At 71.1% G+C, this 24,130-nt stretch carries 21 protein-coding genes; 4 read left to right on the top strand and 17 right to left on the bottom strand.

The window, feature by feature from the left end:
• Positions 1-16: 16 nt before the first annotated feature.
• The 3 genes from CAP_RS31375 to tsaB all read right to left on the bottom strand — a co-directional run bounded on the left by CAP_RS31375 (position 17) and on the right by tsaB (position 2,911).
• On the bottom strand, positions 17-811 hold the full coding sequence (locus CAP_RS31375; RefSeq protein ID WP_044247588.1) for a tetratricopeptide repeat protein: 795 nt from the start codon (positions 809-811) through the stop codon (positions 17-19).
• A gap of 424 nt (positions 812-1,235) precedes the next feature.
• A complete protein-coding gene (locus CAP_RS31380) occupies positions 1,236-2,174 on the bottom strand; it encodes a Crp/Fnr family transcriptional regulator (protein WP_081865461.1) in 939 nt (312 codons plus the stop codon).
• The gene (gene tsaB / locus CAP_RS31385; RefSeq protein WP_044247591.1) at positions 2,171-2,911 is read right to left on the bottom strand and encodes a tRNA (adenosine(37)-N6)-threonylcarbamoyltransferase complex dimerization subunit type 1 TsaB; all 741 of its coding nucleotides are present in this window, start codon (positions 2,909-2,911) and stop codon (positions 2,171-2,173) included. The genes CAP_RS31380 and tsaB overlap by 4 nt, the downstream gene beginning before the upstream one ends.
• 75 nt (positions 2,912-2,986) lie before the next feature.
• On the opposite strand from tsaB, the gene CAP_RS52755 reads away from it, so the two are divergent.
• The 4 genes from CAP_RS52755 (at position 2,987) to CAP_RS31405 (ending at position 6,554) form a co-directional block, all read left to right on the top strand.
• Positions 2,987-4,183 (top strand): hypothetical protein, encoded by a 1,197-nt coding sequence (locus tag CAP_RS52755; protein WP_044247593.1) that lies wholly within the window; start codon positions 2,987-2,989, stop codon positions 4,181-4,183.
• 99 nt (positions 4,184-4,282) lie between these two features.
• Positions 4,283-4,480, top strand: coding sequence for a DNA gyrase inhibitor YacG (locus tag CAP_RS55875; RefSeq protein WP_044247595.1), 198 nt, complete (start codon positions 4,283-4,285; stop codon positions 4,478-4,480).
• On the top strand, positions 4,477-5,376 hold the full coding sequence (locus CAP_RS31400; protein WP_156041313.1) for a hypothetical protein: 900 nt from the start codon (positions 4,477-4,479) through the stop codon (positions 5,374-5,376). The genes CAP_RS55875 and CAP_RS31400 overlap by 4 nt, the downstream gene beginning before the upstream one ends.
• 17 nt (positions 5,377-5,393) lie before the next feature.
• On the top strand, positions 5,394-6,554 hold the full coding sequence (locus CAP_RS31405; RefSeq protein ID WP_044247599.1) for a PrsW family glutamic-type intramembrane protease: 1,161 nt from the start codon (positions 5,394-5,396) through the stop codon (positions 6,552-6,554).
• 23 nt (positions 6,555-6,577) lie between these two features.
• On the opposite strand, the gene dnaJ is transcribed toward CAP_RS31405, so the two are convergent.
• The 14 genes from dnaJ to mraZ form a co-directional block, all read right to left on the bottom strand.
• Positions 6,578-7,672, bottom strand: coding sequence for a molecular chaperone DnaJ (dnaJ, locus tag CAP_RS31410; RefSeq protein WP_044247602.1), 1,095 nt, complete (start codon positions 7,670-7,672; stop codon positions 6,578-6,580).
• 111 nt (positions 7,673-7,783) lie between these two features.
• Positions 7,784-9,052 carry a cell division protein FtsZ gene (gene ftsZ / locus CAP_RS31415; RefSeq protein WP_044247605.1) on the bottom strand — a complete coding sequence of 423 codons (1,269 nt, stop codon included), beginning with the start codon at positions 9,050-9,052 and terminating at the stop codon, positions 7,784-7,786.
• Between the two features lie 208 nt (positions 9,053-9,260).
• Positions 9,261-10,619, bottom strand: a complete 1,359-nt coding sequence (ftsA, locus tag CAP_RS31420) for a cell division protein FtsA (protein WP_231511787.1) — start codon at positions 10,617-10,619, stop codon at positions 9,261-9,263.
• 142 nt (positions 10,620-10,761) lie between these two features.
• Entirely contained in the window at positions 10,762-11,793 is a 1,032-nt protein-coding gene (locus CAP_RS31425; RefSeq protein WP_044247608.1) for a cell division protein FtsQ/DivIB, read from the bottom strand.
• Entirely contained in the window at positions 11,790-13,211 is a 1,422-nt protein-coding gene (gene murC, locus CAP_RS31430; protein ID WP_044247610.1) for a UDP-N-acetylmuramate--L-alanine ligase, read from the bottom strand. The genes CAP_RS31425 and murC overlap by 4 nt, the downstream gene beginning before the upstream one ends.
• Complete coding sequence (gene murG / locus CAP_RS31435; protein WP_044247612.1) at positions 13,211-14,416, bottom strand: undecaprenyldiphospho-muramoylpentapeptide beta-N-acetylglucosaminyltransferase; 1,206 nt, start codon at positions 14,414-14,416, stop codon at positions 13,211-13,213. The genes murC and murG overlap by 1 nt, the downstream gene beginning before the upstream one ends.
• Entirely contained in the window at positions 14,413-15,825 is a 1,413-nt protein-coding gene (gene ftsW / locus CAP_RS31440; protein WP_052376386.1) for a putative lipid II flippase FtsW, read from the bottom strand. The genes murG and ftsW overlap by 4 nt, the downstream gene beginning before the upstream one ends.
• A complete protein-coding gene (murD, locus tag CAP_RS31445) occupies positions 15,822-17,162 on the bottom strand; it encodes a UDP-N-acetylmuramoyl-L-alanine--D-glutamate ligase (RefSeq protein WP_052376392.1) in 1,341 nt (446 codons plus the stop codon). Before murD ends, ftsW begins: the two co-directional genes overlap by 4 nt.
• A gap of 14 nt (positions 17,163-17,176) precedes the next feature.
• A complete protein-coding gene (mraY, locus tag CAP_RS31450; RefSeq protein ID WP_044247617.1) occupies positions 17,177-18,307 on the bottom strand; it encodes a phospho-N-acetylmuramoyl-pentapeptide-transferase in 1,131 nt (376 codons plus the stop codon).
• Entirely contained in the window at positions 18,304-19,974 is a 1,671-nt protein-coding gene (locus CAP_RS31455) for a UDP-N-acetylmuramoyl-L-alanyl-D-glutamate--2,6-diaminopimelate ligase (protein WP_081865462.1), read from the bottom strand. Before CAP_RS31455 ends, mraY begins: the two co-directional genes overlap by 4 nt.
• Complete coding sequence (locus tag CAP_RS31460) at positions 19,971-22,058, bottom strand: PASTA domain-containing penicillin-binding protein (RefSeq protein WP_044247625.1); 2,088 nt, start codon at positions 22,056-22,058, stop codon at positions 19,971-19,973. The genes CAP_RS31455 and CAP_RS31460 overlap by 4 nt, the downstream gene beginning before the upstream one ends.
• A complete protein-coding gene (locus CAP_RS31465) occupies positions 22,055-22,420 on the bottom strand; it encodes an FtsB/FtsL family cell division protein (protein WP_044247628.1) in 366 nt (121 codons plus the stop codon). The genes CAP_RS31460 and CAP_RS31465 overlap by 4 nt, the downstream gene beginning before the upstream one ends.
• Positions 22,417-23,472, bottom strand: coding sequence for a 16S rRNA (cytosine(1402)-N(4))-methyltransferase RsmH (gene rsmH, locus CAP_RS31470; protein ID WP_081865463.1), 1,056 nt, complete (start codon positions 23,470-23,472; stop codon positions 22,417-22,419). The genes CAP_RS31465 and rsmH overlap by 4 nt, the downstream gene beginning before the upstream one ends.
• Positions 23,469-23,918 carry a division/cell wall cluster transcriptional repressor MraZ gene (mraZ, locus tag CAP_RS31475; RefSeq protein WP_044247714.1) on the bottom strand — a complete coding sequence of 150 codons (450 nt, stop codon included), beginning with the start codon at positions 23,916-23,918 and terminating at the stop codon, positions 23,469-23,471. Before mraZ ends, rsmH begins: the two co-directional genes overlap by 4 nt.
• Between the last annotated feature and the right edge of the window lie 212 nt (positions 23,919-24,130).

A 24,130-nucleotide genomic window follows, 5' to 3' on the forward strand; every position in this document is an offset into this window, starting at 1 on the left:
GCAAAGTGCTCTCCGGTCATGGTGCGCGCAAGAGCGCGGCGCAACGCTGACCTGCCGGGGTCGAGGATGCAAGCTCTCGACACCGCTCGAGATCGGCCCTCGCCTCGTCGCGCTGGCCTTCCCGTGCAACCACGCGGGCCCTCGCTTCGAAGGCGTCCTGCATCCGCTGACACTCGGGCTGCTCGGTCTCGACCGCGGCCGTGAAGGCCTCCCGCGCGAGCTGAAGCTCGCCCCGTTTCTCGTAGGCGAGGCCGAGGCGGTAGTGACCCACGCAGAAGAGGGGCTGGGCCGCGATCGCGCGCTGGAGCGCGTCGATGGCGAGATCGGCGTTGCCCTTCATGAGGTAGGCCCAGCCGAGGTTGCCCCAGGACTTCTCGGGGGAAGCGTAGAGGATGTCCTCGGCGAGGGGCTTGAGGACGCCGATCGCGTCGTCGTAGCGACCCTCGTGCACGAGGATGACGCCGAGGGTGTTCTTGGCGTCGCGCATCTCCGGGCGGATCTCGATGGCGCGGCGGGCCATGCGCTCCGCCTCGTCGAAGCGGCAGTCGCTGGAGCGCGCGTCGGAGGCGCAGAACATGAGCATCACCAGCGCGCCGAGGTGCGCGGCGTCCGCGTTCTCCTCGTCGAGATCGAGCGATTTCTCGATGTGCGCCAGGGCCTCGCGGAGGCGGCCGTTCTGGAAGGCGTCGCGGGCGAGGTCGTACTCGGCGAGCGAGCGTTGCTCGTCTCCTACCCCGCCGGGCTGCGCGGCTGCACAGCCGGATCCGAGCGTCAACCCGAACATCAACCCGAACGCGGCGCCGACCGTCACGCTGGACCGCCGCGAAGACAACCGCCGCGAGGACACCCGCCGCGAGGACGGTGTCTGCACGAGGGCGGACGCGGTCGCGCGCGCTCGCCCTTTTCGTGCAGGTCCTCGCTCGTGCGTCATGCAGCTCCGGTCCTCATCATCGGGTCACTCGGCGGTTCCACCGCGCTTTTGCTGCTTCCGCAGCATCGGGACCACGACGCGGTGTGGCGTCATGGCCGGAATGGCCATGGGTTCGGCCTCAGGGACCCCCTGAGTAAACCAGGGCAACAGTTCAGTCAACCTGCGAATCTGCCTGGAATGACGCTTTGCGCGATGCGTCTTGAGCTGTCTGTTCCGTCCGCGCCCGCGCAGAAGTAAGCTTGTCTGAGCCTCTGTTTCTATCAACGTCACGTCGTCGCGAGCCCGCGCAGCCCCACCGTGGTGCTCACGAATCGCCGCGGATCTCGTCCTTCACGCCGAGCAGGTGGTAGAGGCGGCGGAGCGCGTCGAGGTCGGGGATCTCGAGCCGCTCGTCGGAGACGCGCAGGTACTGCCCTTCGCGGAGCTGCTGCACGGCGCGCTTCACGGTGTCGACGTCGAGACCGACGCGGATGGACAGCTCCATGGGCGAGACGGAGAACGAGATGGCGCCGCCTCCACCCTCGTCACGCGCTTGCTGCGAGAGCTTGAGGAGCGCGTTGACGACCTTCGACTGGGTGTCGGAGAGCATCATGCTCTCGATCTGATCCTCCGCGTCGCGCAGGCGGGCGACGAGCTGCTTCACGATGCGCAGCGCCACCGCGGGGTGGTTGTCGAGGAGGCTCTTCAGCGTCGCCTGATCGAGGGCGAGCGCGACCACCGGAGAGAGCGCGATGGCGGTGGACGAGCGCGGCACGCCCGCGAGCAGCGCGGACTCGCCGAGCAGGTCGCCGCTCTTCAGGACCATCAGGCTCCGCTCGGCGCCGCGCACCCGTTTGATGAGGCGCACCCGCCCCTCCTCGATGAGGAAGGACTCGGTGCCGGGATCTCCCTCGCGGAAGATGACCTCGCCGGCGGCGAAGTTGCGGCCGAAGCGGGTCCGCAGGCGCTCGGGATCGGGGGCGCCAGGCGCGCCGCTCACACCGAAGGGCGCCGTGGGCGACACGCGGGGCGGCAGCGGGTTCGGCGGGAGACGCGGCGGCGGCGCGGACGCCACCGGCGGGACAGGTGCTGCGGGCTGGTCGGCGGATGAGCGCTGGAGGTCGGGGGGCGCCAGGGTACGTCGGGCAGGGGCCGGGGGCGCGGGAGCTGCACTTCCTGCCGGCTGGGGAGCGTTGGGGCGCGCGGCACCGGCCTGGGGTTCGGGCTCCTTGTCGCCTCGGTTCTCAGGGGGGCGAGAGGTCATCGCGGGGGAGCATATCCCGGCTGGGCTGGCTTCGCGTCGGGCGCGCGCACGTACAGGGGCTCGATGGCGGCGGCGTCGAGGTCTTCGCGGCTGGAAGGCCCGCGCGCGAGCCTCTCGGCCGCGAGCCGGCCGATCCAGGAGGCGTCGGGGAGGCCGAGGCCCGGGCCCTGTGCGAGGTGAGGCCGGAGGGCGGGCAGCTCCTCGGCGACCACCCCGACGACGACGACCCGTGCTCCCTCTGCGAGCGCGGCGAGCGCGGCGGGGACCTCGTCGCGCGCGAGGTGGCGAGGTGCAACGCGCGGGGGGGCATGCGGGGCGTCGTAGACGGCGAGAAAGAGCTCGCCCTTCTTCGCGTCGATGACCGGGACCACGAGGTCCCCCGGGGCTGCGGCCGAGGCGAAGGCCGCGGCGGCCATGGCTTCGAGCGAGATCACGCCCACGGCCGGGGTGGCGAGGGCGAGGGCGATCCCCTTCACGGTGGCGACGGCCACGCGGACGCCGGTGAAGGAGCCAGGGCCGATGTCACAGGCAAGGGCCTGGATGTCGGCGCGGGTCGCGCCTGCCGCGGCGAGGGTCTCCTCGATGGCGGAGATGATCCGCTCGGCGTGGCCATGGAGGTCGTCGTAGCTCATCGAGGCAAGGACGCGCTCGCCGTGCTTGCCGTGATCGCTGTGCTCGACGTCGAGAAGGGCCACGCTGCCGCGGGGAGTGGAGGTGGAGAGGGCGAGGATCTTCATGAAGGATGGGCAGCGACCGGGGGGCGTGTCAGGATCCCGGGAACGGGATGGCGAGGCCGGTGTCTGGCAGAATCGGTGACCACCGGCAACGCCTACCTGGAGATGCCCGCGATGCGCGATGCCATGCGCAAACCACCAGTGCTGTCAGCCGCCGGGGGTGAGCGGAGGCCCGGGGCCTCGGTGGCGGCGCTCGTGCTGTCGGTCCTGGTGCATGCGGCGCTGTTCAGCGCCTTCCGCACGGCCACGGGTGGGGGAGCCCACGCGCACGCGCAGCCGCCGAACGAGCCCGCGGATCTGTGGGTGGGAACCACGGCGGCGCTGCCAGGGGCGGGCGACGTGCACGAGGTGGAGGTGGAGGTGACGGAGGCGGCGCCAGCAAAGGCAGCCCCCGCGATCGTCACTCCGGCCCCTGCAGCACCTGCAGACCCGGCCGTCCCTGCAGAGCCGGACCCGAGCCCGCCCGCGCCCAGGCCGGAGCCAGCAGCGCCGCGAGCGACCGCAGCGCCACAACCGCAACCTCCGAAAGAGGCTACACCGAAGGCGAAGCCTGAAGCGGTGAAGCCGGCCGAGGTGAAGGCGAAGCCGGAGGTGGCCAAGCCGGAGGACGACCCCTACGCGGAGGCGCCTCGGTCGGCAGAGGCCGTCTCAGAGCGGGAGAAGCGACGCTCCAAGGTGCGCGCGCAGGAGAAGGCTCAAGGGACGACGCAGGAGAACGAGCCCGCTCCTGCCAAGGTGTCGAGCGCGAACGCCGGACAGCCTGCAGGGCGCGACGGTGGCGAGGCGCACTCGGGCGGGGATCGCGGGCAGTTTGGCGCGGAGGGGGTCAACGGCACGCGCAGCCTGGGGCGGGCGTTCACGCGGGCGATCCCGCCGGCATGTCAGACGGATCCTGTCTGGCGCGCGCTGCCCGCAGGGATCGCGGGGACGGCGCGGGTCGTGGTGGAGATCGACGCCGCGGGGCGGGTGTCGGGCTGGAAGGCGGAGGGAGCGAAGCCCGCACCCCACTTCGAGGGGCTGATGAAGCGGACCCTGGCGATGCTCGGAGCCGGCGTGTTCGCCGTGCAGGGCGGCGAGGTGTCGGCAGGTTCGCAGACCCTGGAGCTGGGCGCGGAGGTCATCGAGACGGGCGAAGCCGCAGCCCCCGACGCGCTGGCGTGGAAGTTCCAGGAAGGGCGCGGGGAAGCCTCGTTCGTGCCCATGGCAGGGAAGCGGGTCGAGGTGCGGCTGCGGGTGATCCGCGCTGCCGTGTCGGGGGCGAGACCGCCTGGTTGAGACGCGCCAGATGGCCGGGTCGTCTCCGGAGTGCAGGGGATTGCGCGGGATTGTTGCCGGGCGTGGTCAGCACGCGGGTCCGCGCGCTAGGGTACGGGAATGGAAGTGCGCTCGACGTCCAGGTGCTCCCAGTGCGGGAAGCCAGCCGCTCCGCCCGCGGAGAACCCTGCGTTCCCCTTCTGCTCGCCGCAGTGCAAGCTCCTGGATCTCGGCAGGTGGCTGGACGGGAGCTACCGGATCCCCGGTCCGGCTGTGGACCCCGGCGAGAGTTCGCGCTCGGAGGAGGACGAGACATGATCAAGCGTCGCGTGCAGTGTGCCTCGATCCGGCTGGGCGCGTTGACGCTCGGTCTGCTCGGGGTGGTGGCGTCGTCGGAGGCCCATGCGCAGCCCGCGCAGCCCGTGGCGCCTGCAGGCGGTACAGGCATGGGCCCGGAGGCCTCACCGGCGCCGACGGCGGCCCCGAACCCTTACGATCCCTCGATGCAAGCCGGCGGTCTGGCGCCTCCCCCTCCCATGCAGGAGCCACCGCTCACGCCGGTGACGCCGCCGAGCACCACGGAGCAGCGCCTCGACGACGCCAAGAAGGACGACTCGGGCCGCGGGCTGGAGTTCTTCTACCTGAACGTGGAAGGCGGCTTCCAGCACGTGGGGCTCACGACGTTCTCGGTGAACGAGGAGGAGCTGACGGCAGGACTCACGGCGAGCTCGGCGAGCGGGGCGATGGTCGGCGCCGGGCTCGGGCTGCGGCTGTTCGTGCTGACGCTCGGCGCGCGCGCGCGGGCTGGGTTCTTCAGCGACTGGCAGCTCTTCAGCCTGGGCGGGGAACTCGGCGTGCACATCCCCATCGGCCGGCTCGATCCGCACTTCGATCTGGGCTTCGGGTACGCGGCACTCGGGAACGTGTCGAGCGCGATCCAGGGCGCCGAGGACGCGGTGCGCATCCGGGGGTTCTACGGGCGGGTCGGCGGAGGGCTCGATGTCTACGTGCTGCCCGCGCTGTCGATCGGCGCGAACGTGAGCGGTGAGCTGCTCGGGATGACGCGCCCCGGGCTCTCCCCGAGCGAGCTGGCCGCAGTCCAGGAAGATCCGGGGAGCGACCCGGAGCAGAGCCGCGCGGCTGCACTCAGCGCGGATGGCACGAGCTACGGCTCGTCACTCGCGATCACGGCCGTCATCGGGCTGCACCTCTGATCGGAACCGCGCGACCGTTGAGCGCCCTCTCGCTGATCCTCGGGCTCGTCGCGGTCGCGGCACCCGCCGTGGTGTGGTTCCTGCTGCTGCGGCGCGTCCGCGGCGGCGCGCGCAGGTTCACGGCGGCGCTCGCCGCGGCGGCACTCGGGGCGCTGGCGTTCGTGCCGGCGGCGCTCCTCGAAGGTCTGCTGATGCGGTGGGCCGGGCTCGATCGCCACGCGCGCGCCATGGACGTGGCCACGCTGGTGTACGCAATCCTGGTGGCCGCCCCCATCGAGCAGGCGCTCAAGGTCGCCGCCGTGACGCCGCTCGTGCGCACGCGCAAGCTGGCGGCGCCCATCGACGGGATCCTCTACGCCTCCACCGCAGCCCTCGGGTTCGTGACGGCGCACAACGCGGTGTTCCTGTGGGGGCGCGCGCTGCCATCCGTCGACATGGTGCGGGTGCTGATGGCCGTGCCCGGGCACGTGGCGTTCGCGGCAGCGTGGGGATACGCGCTCGGACGGGACCGGCGTCACCGGATCGGGGGGCGCTGGTTCAACGCGACCTGGCTCGCGGCGACGCTGTTCAACGGCGTCTACGACCACCTCGTCTACGCACGCGCGCCCATCGCCATGCTGGGCGCGCTGCCAATCCTGGTCGCCGTCGGCGGGATCGCGCTGTCCGCCGCGCAGGATCTGCTGCGCCGCGACCAGCTCCCGTCCGATCCACGGGTGCGGCGTCTGCTGAGCAGCATCGCGCCTCCGTCGATCGGCGCAGTGCGGGCAGCACTGCGGCGGACGGAGCGTCCGGTGACGCTGACCTGGATCGTGTTCGGAGCGCTGGTCACCACAGGCGTGCTCACCGCGATGCTCGTCGGGAGCGTGGCCCTGGGACACTACCTGGGCATCGACTTCGCCGCCGTGGATCGGGCCGAAGCGAACACCCAGGCGATGGTGCCCCTGGCGCTCATCGGAGGCGCCGCGCTCCTCGCGTTCCCCGTCGCCGGCTACCTGGTGGCGCGCGCATCCGCGACACGCAGCGTGCTCGAACCCGCAATCGCCGCCGCACTCGCCATCGTGGGCTCCCTCGTGCTGCTCGGCCTCGCCGCCCCCATCGCCGTGGTCTTCGCGATCGCCTTCGCCCCCATCGCCTTCGGCCTCGCCTGCGCAGGCGCCTGGATGGGGATGACGCGGTAAGTCGATGGAGGCTCGTGCCCGCTTCAGGCGCTCTTCGCACCGCGCTTGTCGCTCTTCGCCAGCTCGTGCTGGAACTTCTCAAGCAGGTCCTTCGCCGCCGCGCTCAGCTCCTTGGGCACCTCGACCTGCACGAGCACCTGCAGCGCGCCCCGCCCGCGACCCTCGCCACGGCCGTCGAGCTTCGTCACTCCCTTGTTCCTCAGGGTGATGACGTCATTGGGCTGGGTCCCTGCGGGCACCACCACGTCGACCTTGCTCTCGTCGGGAAGCTCCACCTCGATGGAGGTGCCGAGCGCCGCGCTGACGAACGGGATCTGCAGCCGGTAGACGAGATCCGAGCCATGCCGCTCGAAGCGGTCGTCCGGGAGGAGATCCACGTCGACGTACAGGTCACCAGGAGGTGCCCCCTGCGCGCCCGGCATGCCTTGACCGGGAACCCGCAAGCGCTGACCACCGTCGATGCCCGCGGGAAAGGTGACCACCACCTTCCGTGACTTGTCCACCGCACCCGCGCCCTTGCAGGCAGAGCAGGGCGTCTTCACGACAGACCCCTCACCGCTGCACTCGGGGCAGGTCTGCGAGAACATCACGAAGCCGCGCGCAGTCGAGACCTGCCCCTGACCGTTGCACGTGCCGCACGTCTTGCGCTTCGTCCCGGGCTTGGCGCCCGTCCCGCTGCACTCCTCGCAAGGCCACGGCGTGCGCAGGAGGACCTCGCGCTTGCAGCCGACCAGCGCCTCCTTCAGCGTGAGCCGCTGCTGCACGCGCACGTCTTGACCACGCGCGGGGCCACGGCGACCCCTGCCACCACCACCGCCCATCCCCCCGAAGAACTCGGAGAAGATGTCCTGGAAGTGGGAGAAGATGTCGCCGTCGAACCCGCCCCCGCCCTCCAGGCCAGCGTGCCCGAACTTGTCGTAGCGAGCGCGCTTGTCGGCATCGGACAGGACGCCGTAGGCCTCGGTGGCTTCCTTGAAGCAAGCCTCGGCGGCGCTGTCCCCGGGGTTCCGGTCCGGGTGGTGCTTCAGGGCGAGCTGTCGGTACGCCTTGCGGATGTCGTCGGGAGAGGCGTCGCGCGCAACGCCAAGGATTTCGTAGTAATCGCGCTTTTCACTCATGGGCGGCCAGATCGCGGCGTCAGGGCGCCGCGGCAGAGGAGAGATGAGGAGCCGCGCCAGACGATAAGTCGCAGCACGCCGAAGTCAACGCTGCGTTGCGTCAGGTGAGCCTCACTGGCCGCGACGCTGGAAGGTGGGGGTGTCCCAGTCACCATCGAGGGGCGGGACAAAGCTCGACCGGTCCCGCGCGCCGCCAGCCGCGCCTGCCTGCGACGGCACCGGCGGCGCTGCAGGCCTGCGGCTGGTCGGGAAGGCGACATCCTCACGGCTCTGCGGGCGCTGGGTCATCGGAGGCGCGCTCACGCTGGTGCGCGCCGACATCGGCGCAGTCGACGCCGCGATCGGGGAGAGCGCGTGCGCGCTGCCGCGGCCCACGGACGACGACGCGAACTGCTGCGGCACCTCGACGACGGGGTGATCGAAGCCGGTCGCGATGACCGTCACCTTGATCATGTCGCCCATGCTCTCGTCGATGGTCGCGCCGAAGATGATGTTCGCGTCCTCGTGCGCCTGCTCCTGCACCAGGGTCGCGGCCTCCTCGATCTCCTTCATCCGCATGTCGGGCCCGCCGACGATGTTGATGAGGACCCCCGTCGCGCCCTCGACCGAGATGTCGTCGAGCAGCGGGGAGCTGACGGCCATCTCCGCGGCGAGGCGCGCGCGGCCCTGACCCTTGGCGCAGCCGGTCCCCATGAGGGCGCGGCCCATGTTCGACATCACGGTCTTCACGTCGGCGAAGTCGACGTTGACGATGCCGTTCTGGGTGATGAGGTCGCTGATCCCCTTGATGGCCTGGTACAGCACCTCGTCGGCCTTCCGGAACGCCTCGACGAACGAGAGATCCTCGTCACCGAGCGAGAGCAGCTTCTGGTTGGGGATGGTGATCAGCGTGTCGACGTGCTCCGCGAGCATCGCCAGGCCGAGCTCCGCGCGCCGGGCACGCTGCTTCCCCTCGAAGAAGAACGGCTTCGTGACGACGCCGACCGTGAGGCACCCCTCTTCACGGGCGAGCTGCGCGATCACCGGGGCGGCGCCGGTGCCCGTGCCGCCGCCCATGCCGGCGGTGACGAAGACCATGTCCGCGCCCGAGATCATTTCCTTGATCCGGGTCACGTCCTCGAGCGCCGCCTTGCGGCCCTTCTCGGGGTCGGCGCCGGCGCCGAGGCCGCGCGTCACGCTCTGACCGATGTGCATCTTCGTCGGAGCGAGGCTCGCGCCGAGCGCCTGCGCATCGGTGTTGACGACGATGAACTCCACGCCCTCCAGGCCGAAGTTCATCATCGTGTTGACCGCGTTGCCGCCGGAACCGCCGCAACCGATGACCTTGATGCGGGCCTCGTAGCCGGCGTGTTCAGGGGCGAACTCGATGGAGAAAGTCATGAAATCCTCCCGGGGGATGTGCGTGCAGCCGCTCTGCCCGCCGCCTCGCGGGCACTCGATTGCTCTCTCAGGGGCGCGGGGGCTCTTCGCCTCGCGCCGGACGCGCAGTCAAGGGATGCTTCATCGCCTTGACGCTGTCTCTCGTGAACCTTGAACGGGGCCGGTCGAAGCCGACCTCTCCTAACAACTTTTGAATGCTCCGTCATGCTCAGAAAGCAGCACGGAGCCAGCTCCAGAACCTCCCCCCGGACTTCTTTTCGATCCTGGTGTCATCGGAAGCGTCACGCAGCACCTCACGCGAAGCCTCGCGCACCTCGCGACGTGATTCCTTGATTCTGTCGCGGCGTCCATCCATTCGCGCAACTTCGGGCGGCGGCGGCGTGAGCGCCCGGGCCTGCGCGAGCGCGTTGGCCCCGTATTGCACGAGCCCCACACCCGTCGCGTACTGAGGTCCGGCCACGAGCTGGGTGATCCCGCGCACCCCCACCGGGACCCCGAGGCGCACCGGCATCCCGAGGATCTCCTCGGCGAACTCGGTCATGCCCTCCATGAGCACCCCGCCACCCGTGAGCACCGCGCCCGCGGAGAGCTGCTCGAGCAGGCCGGTGTCTTCGATGCGCTTGCGAATCACCGCGAAGATCTCCTCCACGCGAGGCTCGATGATATCCGAAAGTACGCGTCGTGCGGTCCGCCGTGGCGGGTGTCCGCCGACACCCGGGACCTCGATCTCCTCCTCGTCACCCACCATGCGTCCGAGCGCGCATCCAAAATTGCGCTTCAGCCGCTCCGCCTCGCCCATCGGGGTGCGCAGGCCCGCCGCGATGTCCGCCGTCACGTTGTTCCCGCCCGCCGGGATCACGCTTGCATGCGCGATGCCGCCGTCGACGTAGAGGAGGAGATCCGTCGTACCACCGCCGATGTCGATCAGCGCGACACCGATCTCCTTTTCGTCCTCGGACAGTACGCTCTCTGCACTCGCCACGGGTTCCAGAACCACGTCTGCAACCGTGAGACCACAGCGCTCGGCGCAGCGGACCACGTTTTGCACGCAGGAGGTCGCGGCGGTGATCAGGTTCACCTTCGTCCCCAGCCGCACCCCGCTCATCCCCACCGGGTCCCGGATGCCATCCTGGTTGTCGACGGTGAACTCGCGCGGGAGCACGTGGAGGATCTGACGATCGGCGTCCACGGGGATGGCGCGCGCGCCTTCGAGCACGCGCTCCACGTCGAGCCGGGTGACCTCGCCACCGGAGATGGCAGCGACGCCGTCCGAGCTCTGGCACCGGATGTGGCTGCCGGCCACGCCCGCGTACACCGTGCGGATCTCGACGCCGGCCATGGTCTGGGCGGCCTCGATGGCCTCGGTGATCGAGCGAACCGTCCAGTCGATGTTGCTCACCACCCCCTTGCGGAGGCCGCGGCACGGGACGTTCCCCACCCCGAGGATGGTGATCCCGTCTGCGTCGACCTCACCCACGACGGCGCAGACCTTCGTGGTCCCGATGTCCAGGCCCACAACAATCTCGGTCGTCTCCATCCGGCTCTTCATCGCGTGCACAACCCTCATGCTCGGCGGGAAATCACGCCCGGGAGCGGCCCTTTCCGCGGCATCTCGGGATCTCCTCCGAGGCGCTCAGGGCCGGTCCCGTATCGGGCAGGGGGGACGCTGACATGGCCTACGCGATACGGACAAATTTTGGTCGCGCCTCTCATCGCATCCTCACCACGACCCGCTCGGGATGAGCCTCGCTATCGAGGAAAATCACCGAAGCATTGGCCTTGCGGCGCGCGAGCTCGTTCAGGACCTGCGCCGCCTGGGCGATCTTGTCGCGGTACGGTGGACTACCGAGGTGGAGCGCGATGGCCTCCTTGCCGAGGATGAAAACCAGGGTTCCATCCTTCTCGACGTGCAGCTCCTCGACGGGGTAGCGCCGCGAGATGCCCGACCTGTCGATGTCGTCGAGCACGTCGAGGGTGCGCCGCACGGAGAGCACCACGCCCGGACGATCGCGCGCCACGTGCTCGGGCGTGATGCCCGTCACCACGGGGAGGTCCGCCGGATCGTCGTCCACGCGCTGCTTGAACAGATCGCCGTCACGCGTGGCCAGGTAGAGATCACCGCCGATCGCCACGAGCGCGCGCGCCTCGCGCTCGACCACCGCGACGTGGATGGTCGACGGCAGGCGCCGCGTCACCGTGGCCTTCTCGATCCAGGGATCCGCCGCGATGGCCGCCCCCGCCATGGCCGGGTCGAGCGTGAAGATGTTCTTGCCCACCGCGATGGCGCCCGCGTCCGCGACCTGCTGCGCGCTCCGCCGCTGCTCGCCCTCGATCAGCACGGTGCGGATCGCGAAGCGCGGGCTCGACATGACGTAGCGGCGCGCGCCCCACCCCACGCCGATCGACGCGGCGACGACCACCACCACGCCCGCGAGGAGCTGCAGCCAGCGCAGCCCCCGCGGCAAGCTCGGCGCCTTCTTCACGGGCGGCGCGGCCGCGCCGGTCCGCCCCGGAGGCCGGACCGAGACGCTCGTCGCCGGCGGCGCGGGTGAGTCCTCCGGAGACGACGCGCGCCGATCGTTCGGCGGCGGCGAGGACGGTGACGCGGACGTCGTCCCCCGCTTCACCGGCGGCACCGAGTCCCCCTTGCGCGTGTTCGCCTTCGGCGCGGGTGCCTCGGGCGCAGGCGCGATCCTCCGGTTCGGCGGCGGCGGCGCGCTCGAACGACGACCAGCGTTCATGGCTCTCCTCCTCCTGCCAGCGCCGCTCGATTCCCGCGGGCTTCGAGCCGCTCCCGGAGCGCGCGCACCGAGAGGTTCACGTCGCCAGCGCCGAGCGCGATCACCACGTCACCCGGCCGCACCACCCGCTCCAGCACCTCGGGCAGCTCCGCCTTGTCGGCCACGAACGTCGCGTCGTGGTGCCCGTGCTCGCGCACCGACTGCAGCAGCCGCTCCCCGCTCACCCCCGGGATGGGGTGCTCCCCTGCCCCGTAGATCTCGGTCATCACCAGGATGTCGGCCAGGTTGAACGCGCGCGTGAACTCGTCGAACAGGTCGCGGGTGCGGCTGTGGCGATGCGGCTGGAACACCACCACGATCCGGTGGTCCTCGCCCGGGTACGCGCGCCGCGCGGCCTCGATGGTCGCGCGGATCTCCGCGGGGTGGTGCCCGTAGTCGTCGACGAGCGTCACGCCGCCGAAGGTGCCGAGCACCGTGAAGCGCCGCGCCACGCCGCCGAACGTGGCGAGCGCCTGCTTCGTCACGTCGAGCGGCACCTCCAGCTCGTCGGCCACCGCGATGGTGGCGAGGCAGTTCAGCACGTTGTGCGCGCCCGGCATCCGCACCGTGAAGCCCCCGAGCGGCGAGCCGCGCCGGTACGCGTTGAAGCTGGTCTCCAGGCCGCGGAACTGGATGCCCCGCGCCGAGTAGTCCGACTGCGGCGACAGACCGTACGTCACGTGCCGCCGCGGGATGCGCGGCAGGAGATCCTGCACGTGCGGGTGATCGAGGCACAGCACCGCGAGCCCGTAGAACGGGACGCGCATCGCGAACTCCACGAACGCATCCTTGAGCTTCTCGTGCGACCCGTAGTGGTCGAGGTGCTCTGGATCGATGTTGGTGACCACCGCGACCGTCGGCGTGAGGCGCAGGAACGATCCATCGCTCTCGTCCGCCTCGGCGACGAGCAGATCCCCGGCTCCGAGGCGCGCGTTCGATCCGAGCGCCTCCATCCTCCCGCCCACCACCACCGTCGGATCGAGCCCCGCCGCGTGCAGCACGGTCGCCACGAGCGACGTCGTGGTGGTCTTGCCGTGCGAGCCGGCGATGGCGACGCCGTACTTCACCCGCATCAGCTCGGCCAGCATCTCCGCCCGGGCGATGGCCGGGATCCCGAGCGCCTTCGCCTCCTGCAGCTCGGGGTTGTCCGGGTGGACCGCGCTCGAATACACCACCACGTCGACGCCGCGCACGTTCGCGGGCCCGTGGCCGACGTCCACCCGCACACCGAGGGAGCGCAGGCGCTTGGTCGTCGATCCTTCCTTGAGATCGGAGCCGGAGACCTCGAACTCGAGCGAGCGAAGAATCTCCGCGAGACCGCTCATCCCGATCCCGCCGATGCCCACGAAATGGATGTGACGAACACGACCACGAAACATCAAGCTCTCTCCTCTGCAACGGCGGCGCGCTCGGACCTGCCCCCACGATCCTCGCGACCACCGCGACCCGCGAACCAGGCGCGTGGCCTCTCCTCGGCGGCCCTCGCGAGCGCCAGGAGATCCTCCGCGACGCGCTGCGCGGCGTCCGGCGCGCCGAGGGTCGCTGCGGCCTCGGCCATCCGCTCCCGCCTGCCGGGATCCCCGGCGAGCGCGGCGATCTCCTGGGCGATCCGCGCCTCGCTCGCCTCGGACTGCGCGAGCGCGAGCGCGCCGCCCACCCGCTCGACCGAGCGCGCATTCTTCATCTGGTGATCGTCGGCCGCGAACGGGTACGGGATCAGGATCGCCGGCCTGCCGACCGCGCAGAGCTCCGCCACCGTGGAGGCGCCCGAACGCGCCACCACCACGTCCGCTGCGGCGAGCGCCGCGGCGATGTCGTCGATGAACGGCACCACGCGCGCGTGCGCCTCGATCCCCAGCTCCGCGTAGAGCGCGCGCACCTCCGCCTCGCGCGCCTTGCCAGTCTGGTGCACGATCTCCACGTCGAGGCCATCCGCGCGACAGCGCGCAAGCGCCCGCGGGAGCGTCTGGTTCAGCGCCACCGCGCCCTGGCTCCCGCCGAGCACGAGGAGCGACAGCTTCCCCGCGCGCGCCCCGTAAGGTGCCCGGGAGAACGCGCGCCGGAGCGGCACCCCGAAGCGACGCACCGTGCTCGCGCGGAGCCCGCGCGCCGTCTCCGGAAAGTTGATGTACGCCCGCGCCACGAACGGCACGAGCAGCCGGTTCGACAGACCGAGCACGCTGTTCGGCTCCAGGATGGTGATGGGGATCCCGAGCGAGCGCGCCGCGAGCGCCGCAGGCCCACCCGCGTACCCACCGAGCGACAGCACCGCGCGCGCATCGAGCCGCTGGATGAGGCGACGCGCCTCGGGGAGCGCCCGCGCCGCCGCGGCAGCACCGCGCGCGAACCCCCGCGCGCCCCCGCCGCGCAGCGGCAAGATCTCGAGCAGCTCCAGCGTGTCGCCGCGACCGCCCATCACCTGGACCTCGATGCCGCGGGCCGTCCCCACGTACACCACGCGCACCTCGCCCGCCGCGCGCTCGGCGCTCCCGGCGGATCCCATGGCGCGCAGCGCGTCACCGACTGCCACCATCGGGAAGACGTGCCCGCCGGTGCCGCCGCCCGCGATCACGATCGTCGTCAAGGCGCCCCCTCGCTGGCCGAGGCCATCACCACCGCCGACGCGCTCGGCAGCGGCTCCCTCATCGCCGCCTCGTCCACCGCGGGCGCCATCCGCCGCGATCTGCTGATGCTGAGCAGGAGCCCCGCGGCGACCGCGTTCACCAGCAGCGACGAGCCGCCGTAGCTGATGAACGGCAAGGTCAGCCCCTTCGTCGGCAGGATCGCCATGGCCACGCAGAGGTTCACCATCGCCTGCACCCCGAAGAGCGTGGCGATGCCGAACGCCATGAAGCTGCCGTAGTCGTCGTTCGCTTCGAGCGCCGCCTTCACCCCGCGCGAGACGATGACCAGGTACGCGGCGCACAGCCCGACCACGCCGAGGAAGCCCAGCTCCTCGCCGACGATCGCCGAGATGAAGTCCGTGTGCGCCTCGGGGAGGTAGAGCACCTGCAGCCCGCGCCCGAGCCCGAGCCCGCTGAGCCCACCCGAGCCGAAGCTCATCACCGACTGGAACGGTTGGTACGCGAGGTCCGCGCGGTTGCTCTCCATGTCGATCCAGGCCAGGTAGCGCGCGTAGCGGTAGCCGCTGAACCGCACCAGCGCCGCCGCCGCGAGCGCGAGCATCGCCGAGAACGACGCGATGTACGGCACCCGCGCGCCCGCCACGAAGAGCAGCGTGAACGTCAGGAAGAGGAGCACCATCGCGCTCCCGAAGTCCGGCTGCTTCAAGCAGAGCAGCATCAGCACGCCCACCACCAGCAGGTGGGGGAGGAAGCCGACGGAGAACGACTTGATCTGCTCCTGCTTCTTCGAGAGCGAGTACGCCAGCCAGATGACGATGCCGAGCTTCGCGCACTCCGCGGGCTGGATGTGCACCGGCCCGATCGCGAGCCACCGGTAGGCGTTGCCCGCGCGGTGCCCGAGGCCGACGACGGTGGCGAGGAGCATCCCGACCACGCCGATCAGGATCGGGTAGGTGAACGGCTTGAGCCTGCGGTAATCGAGGCGGCTCGTCACGAACATCGCGGCGATGGCCACCACCGCGTACACCGCCTGCCGCTTCAGGAAGAACTGCGCGTCCTTGTAGCGGACCGTCGCCTCGATGGCGCTCGCGCTGTAGACCATCACCACGCCGAACCCGACGAGCGCGATCACCATCGCCGCGAGCACCGCGTCCACCGGCCCTCGCGGCGCCCCGATGGGCGCGTCCACCACCCGCCTCGCAGCGCCCCCGCGCGCTTCTACGTCCGAGCGCGCGCCCCCGTGCTCGGACGCGCCCGACCGGCGCGCGCGCAGCCACCCCGCGATCCCTCCGGCAGCGGATGCGGCGCCCTCTCCCTTCGCCTTCCCCTGCGCCTCCGGCCGCTCCACGTGGCGGTTCCGGGGCGCCGGGTTCGTCGTCCCAGCGGCTCCACGCAGCAGTGCGCTCATGCGTCGTGTCCTCCGGCCAGGGCACGCACCTCGCGCACGAAGGCATCCCCGCGATCCTTGTAGTCCCGGAACATGTCGAAGCTCGAACACGCGGGGCTGAGCAGCACCGCGTCGCCAGGCTGCGCGAGTCCCTGCGCGCGCAGCACCGCATCGCCCATCGACGTCGCGCGCGCCACGGGTACCGCGCCCTGCACCGCGGCCTCGATGCGCTCGGCGGCCTCTCCGATCAGCACCACCGCCCTGCCCCGCGCCCGCAGCGCGTCCACGAGCGGCGCGTAGTCGCCTTGCTTGTCGCGCCCACCCGCGATGAGCACCGCCTTCGGCTCGCCGAGGCCCGACAGCGCCGCCACCGACGCGCCCACGTTCGTCCCCTTGGAGTCATCGTAGAAGCGCACCCCCGCGATCTCCGCGACGAGCACCGTCCGGTGCGGCAAGCCCTCGAAGCTCGCGAGCGCCTCCGCGATGGCTCCCGGCGCCGCGCCCATCGCCGCCGCGACCGCGACCGAGGCGCAGGCGTTCGCCACGTTGTGCGCGCCGCGCAGCCGCAGCGACGCGAGCGGAACCCGCGCGCCCGAGGTCCGGTCCACGAGGTCGTCTCCCTCGACCGTGACGTCGGCGCGCGCGTCCGTCCCGCTGAACGTCACCACCCGCGCGCCACCGCGCGCCGCCTGCCGCGCCACGATCGCGTCTCCGTACGGGATCACCGCCACGTCGTCCGCCGTCATCAGCGTGAACGGCTTGCCCTTCGCGTCCGCGTACGCCTCGAAGGTCCCGTGCCGGTCCAGGTGATCGTCGGTGATGTTCAGGAGCGCGTGCACCCGCGCGTGCAGCGTCGACACCCGCTCCGCCTGGTAGCTCGAGATCTCCACGACGAGCGCGTCGAACCCGGCGCCGATCGCCTCCACCAGCGGCGTCCCCAGGTTGCCGCCCACGAACGTCTTCTTCCCCGCCCGCCCCAGCATCGCCCCGGTCAGCTCCGTCGTGGTGCTCTTGCCGTTCGTGCCGCCGATGAGCGCGATGGGCGCGGAGAGCCAGCGCGACGCGAGCTCCAGCTCCCCGATCACCTCTCCACCGCCGCGCTCGAAGGCGTCGAGCGCCGGGAACGGCGGCACCCCGGGCGACACCACCACGAGCTCCGCGCCCGCGAAGAGCCCCTCGTCGTGACCGCCCGTGACGAGCCGCGCGCCCTCGCCTTCGAGCGCCCGCGCCTCGGCCGAGAGCCGCTCGCGCGGCGCCGCGTCATTCGCGATCACCTCGGCACCGCGCCCGAGCAGGAGCCTCGCCGCGGAGACGCCGCTCCGCCCGAGCCCCACCACCACTGCTTTGCGTCCTCGCATCTCCAAGACGGCCCTCACCTGAGCTTCATCGACGCCAGCGACACCAGCGCGAGGAGGATGGAGATGATCCAGAAGCGCACGATGATCTTCGGCTCCGCCCACCCCTTCTTCTCGTAGTGGTGGTGGATCGGCGCCATCAGAAACACCCGCTTGCCGGTGAGCTTGTACGAGGTGACCTGGGTGATCACGCTCAGCGTCTCCACGAAGAAGATGCCCCCGAGCAGCACCGAGAGGATCTCGTTCTTGGTGAACACGGCGAGCATGCCGAGCCCACCCCCGAGCGCCAGCGCGCCCACGTCCCCCATGAAGAGCTGCGCTGGGTACGTGTTGTACCAGAGGAACCCGATCCCGGCTCCGATCACCGCCCCGCAGTACACGGACAGCTCCCCCGCGGAGGCGATCTTCGGGATGTCGAGGTACGTCGCCAGCGAGAAGTTCGCGATGGTCGCGCCCGCGATGTACGCGAGGATCAGGTACGTCCCCGCGTTGATCATCACCGGCCCGATCGCCAGCCCATCGAGGCCGTCGGTGAGGTTCACCGCGTTGCTCGTCGCCACCACCACGAAGACGGCGAACGGCACGTAGAACCACAGCGGCAGGTCGAGCGGGTACTTCGAGAACGCGACGAACGGGATGGAGAGCCGGGTCTTGATCGCCGCCCAGTCCGACGGGATCTTGTCGGTGATCACGAAGGTGTACGCGATCGCCGCGCCGCCGATGAGCACCTGACCGATCAGCTTGTAGCGCCCGGCGAGGCCGCCCGTGCTCTTGCGCTTGATCTTCAGGTAGTCGTCCAGGTAGCCGATCACCCCGTAGCCCGCGGTGACCGCCGTCGTCGCCAGCACGAACGGGTTCCTGAGATCGGCCCACAGCACCGTGGGCAGAAGCAGCGAGAGCAGGATCAGCGCCCCGCCCATGGTCGGCGTCCCCGCCTTGATCTTGTGCGTCTCGGGCCCCTCGGCGCGCACCACCTGCCCGATCTGCTTGCGCCGCAGCTCGCGGATGAACCACGGCGCGAGCACGAAGGTGAGCAGCATGGCCGTGATGGTGGCCATGATCGTCCTGAAGGGGATGTACCGGAGGACGTTCAGCCAGCGCAGCCAGCCGTAGTGAAACTTGAGAGGGTAGAACAGCTCGTAGATCACGTTCCGACTCCGGACACGGGGAGTGATGCCCCGCCGCGCCCTTCAAGCCCTTCACCCACCTCGCGCACCTCGCGCACCTCGCGCACCTCGCGCTCTGCACGGCGCGCCGCGAGCGCCCGGCGCGCCTCGACGCGATCGTCGAAGGGCTGCGTCACGTCACCGATGATCTGGTAGGGCTCGTGCCCCTTGCCGGCGATGAGCACCACGTCGCCCGGCGCCGCGCGCGACACCGCGAGCGAGATCGCCCGCGCGCGGTCCAGCTCCACCTCGACCCTGGCGCGCCCCCCGCGGAGCCCGGGCAGGATCGCCTCGACAATGGCGCGCGGATCCTCGCTGCGCGGGTTGTCGTTGGTCACGATCGCCTCGTCCGCGCCGCGGCCCACGATCTCCCCCATCAGCGGGCGCTTCAGCGGATCGCGATCCCCGCCGCACCCGAACACGCACCAGATCTTCCCCCCGCCGAACCCCTCCACGCTCCGGAGCACCCGGTCCAGCGCGTCGGGCGTGTGCGCGTAGTCCACCAGCACCACCACGTCGTCGGTACCGGGCACGTCGCAGCGCTCCAGGCGCCCCGCCACCTGCACGGGCTGGCTCAGCGCGCGCGCCGCCTGCGCCACGTCGAGGTCGAGCAGCCACCCCACCGAGAGGGCCGTGAGCAGGTTCGACACGTTGTGCGCGCCGATGAGCGGCGACCGCACCTCGACCTCGCCCGCAGGCGTCCGCACCACCATCTCGATGCCCCCAGGATCCTGCGCGAGCGTCACGGGCGCGACGTCGGCCACCGCCGCCGAGGCCCCGGGCACTGCCGAGATGCGCGCGATCCGGCACGTCGCCGGGGCGCCCTCGCGCTTGTCCATGCGCCGCACCAGCGCCTCGCCGAACGGATCGTCGACGTTCACCGCCGCCGCCGCCGGGCCGAGATCCAGGAAGAGCCGCGCCTTCGCCTCGGCGTAGGTCTCCATCGACCCGTGGTAGTCGAGGTGGTCCTGGGTGAGGTTCGTGAACGCCGCCACCCGGAACCGCACCGCGTCCGCGCGCTTCGCCGCGAGCGCGATCGACGACACCTCCATCACCAGGTGCGTCGCCCCGCGCGCGTCCATCTCGGCCGCGATCCGCGAGAGCGCGTCGGCCTCCGGGCTGGTGTGCGTGGCCGGCAGCTCCAGATCGCCGAACCGGTAGCCGAGCGTGCCCACGATCCCCGCCCGCCCGCCACACCCGTCGATCACCGCCTGCACCAGGTGCGCAGTCGTCGTCTTGCCGTTGGTCCCGGTGATGCCCACGACCTCCAGCCGGAACGTCGGGTGCCCGTAGACCGCGTGCGACGCCAGCGCCAGCGCGAGCGGCACGTCGGCCACCTCCACGCGCGGCGTCCCCTCGGGCACCGCGCTCTGCCCAGCCCCGCCGCCCTCCACCAGCACCGCGCACGCACCGCGCGCGATCGCGTCGGCGATGAACTTCTCCCCGTGCGCGTGCGCCCCCGCCCGGGCGACGAACAGATCTCCGGGCGTCACCGCCCGCGAGTCGTGGTGCACGCCTTTCACCACCACGCCCGCAGCCTCCGCGGGGACGAGACGCGCCCCCGGGATCTCGCGGACCAGCTCCCCGAGGGAGAGCCCTCTCGCCGCGCGCTCCGCGTGGATCTGCATCGAAGGCTCCGGGGCGCTCATGAAGGCGGCTCGAAGAAGAGCTTCACGGCCGCCCCCTTCGAGAGCACCGAGCCCGGCGCCGGCTCCTGCCGCGCGATGCGGCCCGTGCCCTCGATCGACGCGGAGAGCCCCAGCTCCGTGACGCTCTTCAGCGCCGCCCGCGCCGGCAGCCCCGTCAGATCCGGCACCCGCACCTCGCCGATGCGCACCGGCGCCGCCGGCGGAGGAGCCGCGCTCGGTGCGGGAGCCTCTCCGGCGCGCCCCTTCCCGAGCGCCTGGTAGGTGCTCTCGGCGATGTCGCCCCCCGCCTGCTCTGCCACCTCCGACAGCTTCATCGGCGTGTTGCCCCGCGGCGTGACGCCCAGGTAGCGCAGCGACATCTCGCCCACCCGCCGGAACACCGGCCCGGCGACCGAGCCGCCCGCGTAGGTGCCGCCCATCGGCTCGTCGAGCACCACCGCGATGGTCAGCCGCGGCCTGTCGTTCGGGATGAAGCCCACGAACGACGCCACGTAGTGCGTGTCCGTGTACCTGCCCGTGGCCGGATCGATCTTCTGCGCGGTCGCCGTCTTGCCTGCCACGCGGAAGCCGGGGATCGCCGCCTCGATGCCGGTCCCCTCTCCTTCCGTGACGGCGACCAGCATCTCCGAGACGAGCCGCGCCACGTGCGCCGGCACCGTGTCGCGCCGCACCTTGGGCGCCGCCTCGAAGAGCGGCAGCCCCGTGCTGTCGGTGACCCGCTTCACCAGGACAGGCTCCATCAGCCGCCCCTGGTTCGCCACCGCCGCCATCGCCATCGCGAGCTGCAGCGAGGTCACGCTGATGCCCTGCCCGAACGCCGCCGACGCCGTCTCCACCTGCACCCAGGGGCGCCCGCGCGGCCGGAGCACGCCGCTCGACTCGCCGGGTACCGGCAGCCCCGTCACGTCGCCGAAGCCGAAGCGCCGGTAGCCCTCGTAGAGCCGCTGCTCCCCGAGCCCGAGCCCGATCTTCGCCATCCCGATGTTCGACGACAGGCTGAGGATCTGCGTCGGCGTCAGCCACTTCGCCGGGTGCGTGTCGTGGATGACCACGTTGTCGATCGGCATGTTGCCCTCCTCGCAGTAGAGGGTCGCCGTGGGCGAGATGCTCTTCGACGCGATCGCCGCCGCCATCGTGAAGACCTTCATCGTCGAGCCGGGCTCGAAGCGGTCCACCACGCAGCGGTTCCGGCGCGCGTCCGGATCGCTCGACGAGTAGTCGTTCGGGTTGTAGCCAGGCGCGCTCGCCATCGCGAGCACCTCGCCGGTCGACGGCTCCACCACCACGATCGACCCGCCGAGCGCCTCGTATGTGCGCATCGCCGCAGCCAGCTCCCGCTCCGCGGTGAACTGGATGGCCTTGTCGATGGTCAGGTGGACGTTGTGCCCCGCGAGCGACTGCTCGTTCTCCACGCTGTCCGCGAAGATGAGCCTCCCCGACCTGTCGCGCAGGCCCTTCACCTCGCTCGCCTCACCCCGCAGCTCGTGCTCCAGCGAAAGCTCCAGGCCTTCCTTGCCCAGCCCATCGGGCGCCACGAAGCCGAGCAGCGGCCCCGCGAGCTCGCGGTTCGGGTAGAAGCGGCGCCCCTCGCCCTCGATCACCAGACCGCGGATCGGGTGACGCTGCGTGCGCTCGGACAGCCCGCGGATCCCCTCCGCCTCCTGCTCCGAGATGCGGCGCTTCAGCCACGCGAAGCGGCGGCGCCGGCCGATCTTCTCGGCCACCTCCTCGACGGGCAGCGCGAGCACCTGCGCGATGCGCTCCGCGTACTGCTGGCTGCGCATCGGCACGTACCGCTCCTCGATGCCGCGCAGCATCTCCACCGCGTCGAGCGACACGCTGGGCACCTCCACGCTCTCCGCGAGCGGCGCCCCGTTGCGGTCGTAGACCGTGCCGCGCTTCGGCGTGATGTGCAGGCGCCGCTGCCGCTGCCGCTCTGCCAGCTCGTACCAGTCCTTGCCGTCCTCGACCTCGATGCGGTAGGCGCCGCTCACGATCGCCCCGAGGCCGCAGGCCATCAGCCCGCAGAGGATCCCCATCCGGATCCGGATCCAGCGCGCGCGCTTGGGATCGAGGTTCTTCAAGGCGTCGCCCCCGCGCTCGGGCTCTGGCCCTGCCCTTCCGCCCCTTCGGGCGCGCTCTCCGGCTCGGGCGCGAGCCTCGCGGCGGCGCGCATCGAGATCACCCGCTCCGGCGGCGGCTGCGTCATCCCGAGCAGCGACCGCGCGATCATCTCCACCCGCTGCGGCGTCTCGTAGCTCGCCGCCTCCAGCGACAGCACCCGCTTCACCTCGCGCAGCCGCGCCTGCTCCGCCCGCGCGCGCCCCAGCTTGTAGCCGAGATCCACGGTGCGGCCGCGCAGCGCCAGGTGCACCACGAACGCCGCCACCGTCGCCGCCACCGCGAGCGTCCACAGCACCAGGAAAGGACCCCTCTCCCGGCTCACGACAGATCCTCCGACGCCACGTCTTCCCCGTCTTCCGCGTTGTTCGACGCGTCTCCACACGCGTCCTCGCCCGCGTCCTCGCCCCCGTCCTCGCCCGCGTCCTCCGCGACGTCTTCCATGAACCGACGCGCCACCCGGAGCTTCGCGCTGCGCGCCCGCGGGTTCACGCTGATCTCCTCGTCCGAGGCGGTGATCGGCTTCTTGTTGAGCGCCTGCCACACCGCCCGGTTCCGCGTCGCCTGCTTGACCAGGCGATCTTCGAGCGAATGGAACGAGATGATCGCGAGCAGCCCCCCCGGCGCCACCAGCCGCGGCGCCGCGTCGAGCAGCGCGGTCAGCTCGTCGAGCTCACCGTTCACCGCGATCCGCAGCGCCTGGAACGTCCGCGTCGCCGGATCCACCCCGCCCACGCGGGCCGGACCCACCGCGCGCACCACCGCCCGCCGCAGCTCGGTGGTCGTCGAAAGCTCCCCCGCCACCTGCGCCTGCTTGATGCAGCGCGCCACCCGCCGGCTGCGGCGCTCCTCGCCGTAGCGGTAGATCACGTTGGCCAGCTCGTCGTCGTCGAGCCGCTCGATGAGATCGAGGGCCGTCTCGCCGGTCGACACGTCCATGCGCATGTCGAGCGGCCCCTCCATCCGGAAGCTCATCCCCCGGCCCGGATCGTCGAGCTGGATGGAGCTGAGCCCGATGTCCGCGAGGATCCCGTCCACGTGCGCCTTCCCCATCGCCGCGAGGTGCGCCGCGAGGTGCGCCTCGATCTCGGAGAACCGCCCGTGCACCGGGATGAACCGGTCTCCGAACCGCGCCAGCCGCTCCTTCGCGATCCCGAGCGCGCGCGTGTCGCGATCGATACCGATCACGGTCGTCCCCGGGATCTCCAGCAGCGCCTCGCTATGACCGCCGGCCCCGAGGGTGGCGTCCACATAGAGCCCGCCGCCGTGCGCGGTGAACGCCGCAATCACTTCCTGGAGCAGGACCGGCCTGTGCGGCGCGTCACCTTCTGGGGTGGGTGCAGGGGGACTGCTGAATTCGACGGGCAGCGCGTTCATAGCTTGAACTGCTCCGCGATCGCGGCCTTGAAGCTCAAGGCCTCTGCCTCTGACATCTGCTGAGCAGCCGTCCAGCATTCCTGCGACCACAGCTCCGCCGTCTTGCCCATTCCGGCCCACAGCACGCTCGCATTCAGCTTGGCGTGCTCGCGGAGCGACGGTGGGACCAGGATCCGCCCTTGTTTGTCGAGATCACATTCGACGGCCGCCGAGAGATAGCGACGGCGGAAAGCGACGACGTTGGTATCGAACTGGGGCATTGCAGCGACCTTGGCTTCCAGCTCTTCCCATGCCCGCATCGGATACACGTGGATGCAACTGTCGAAGAGTGCGGGCGTAATCACCAGACGCAGATCGTTCGTGGCAGCGAGCACCTCACGGAAGCGCGCGGGGAGGCTCGTCCTCCCTTTGGCGTCGATGGCGTGCTCGTAGTGACCGCGAAACATGTTGCTCACTGGTCCGTGAGCCTGGCTGGCCCCGAAGGCCTCCCCAGACTCGTCCTCTGCACGCCGCTCCGTGGCACTCTTTGCCACTTCCTCCCACGAGGCTGGGACACGCTACGGAGGGGGTCCCTGGGTGTCAACAGTTTGGACCTTTTCTGGCGCCCAAGGGACTACATGTGGGACAATGTGCACCAAGAAGCACCCCCTGAAGATTG

Source organism: Chondromyces apiculatus DSM 436 (genome assembly GCF_000601485.1).
Taxonomy (GTDB): Bacteria; Myxococcota_A; Polyangia; order Polyangiales; family Polyangiaceae; genus Chondromyces; species Chondromyces apiculatus.

Bases quoted from the DNA above. Each gene is read 5' to 3' on its own strand.
- CAP_RS31380 (WP_081865461.1), bottom strand. From the start codon at position 2,174: ATGACCTCTCGCCCCCCTGAGAACCGAGGCGACAAGGAGCCCGAACCC.
- tsaB (WP_044247591.1), bottom strand. From the start codon at position 2,911: ATGAAGATCCTCGCCCTCTCCACCTCCACTCCCCGCGGCAGCGTGGCC.
- CAP_RS55875 (WP_044247595.1), top strand. From the start codon at position 4,283: ATGGAAGTGCGCTCGACGTCCAGGTGCTCCCAGTGCGGGAAGCCAGCC.
- CAP_RS31400 (WP_156041313.1), top strand. From the start codon at position 4,477: ATGATCAAGCGTCGCGTGCAGTGTGCCTCGATCCGGCTGGGCGCGTTG.
- dnaJ (WP_044247602.1), bottom strand. From the start codon at position 7,672: ATGAGTGAAAAGCGCGATTACTACGAAATCCTTGGCGTTGCGCGCGAC.
- ftsZ (WP_044247605.1), bottom strand. From the start codon at position 9,052: ATGACTTTCTCCATCGAGTTCGCCCCTGAACACGCCGGCTACGAGGCC.
- ftsA (WP_231511787.1), bottom strand. From the start codon at position 10,619: ATGAGGGTTGTGCACGCGATGAAGAGCCGGATGGAGACGACCGAGATT.
- CAP_RS31425 (WP_044247608.1), bottom strand. From the start codon at position 11,793: ATGAACGCTGGTCGTCGTTCGAGCGCGCCGCCGCCGCCGAACCGGAGG.
- murC (WP_044247610.1), bottom strand. From the start codon at position 13,211: ATGTTTCGTGGTCGTGTTCGTCACATCCATTTCGTGGGCATCGGCGGG.
- ftsW (WP_052376386.1), bottom strand. From the start codon at position 15,825: ATGAGCGCACTGCTGCGTGGAGCCGCTGGGACGACGAACCCGGCGCCC.
- murD (WP_052376392.1), bottom strand. From the start codon at position 17,162: ATGCGAGGACGCAAAGCAGTGGTGGTGGGGCTCGGGCGGAGCGGCGTC.
- CAP_RS31455 (WP_081865462.1), bottom strand. From the start codon at position 19,974: ATGAGCGCCCCGGAGCCTTCGATGCAGATCCACGCGGAGCGCGCGGCG.
- rsmH (WP_081865463.1), bottom strand. From the start codon at position 23,472: ATGAACGCGCTGCCCGTCGAATTCAGCAGTCCCCCTGCACCCACCCCA.
- mraZ (WP_044247714.1), bottom strand. From the start codon at position 23,918: ATGTTTCGCGGTCACTACGAGCACGCCATCGACGCCAAAGGGAGGACG.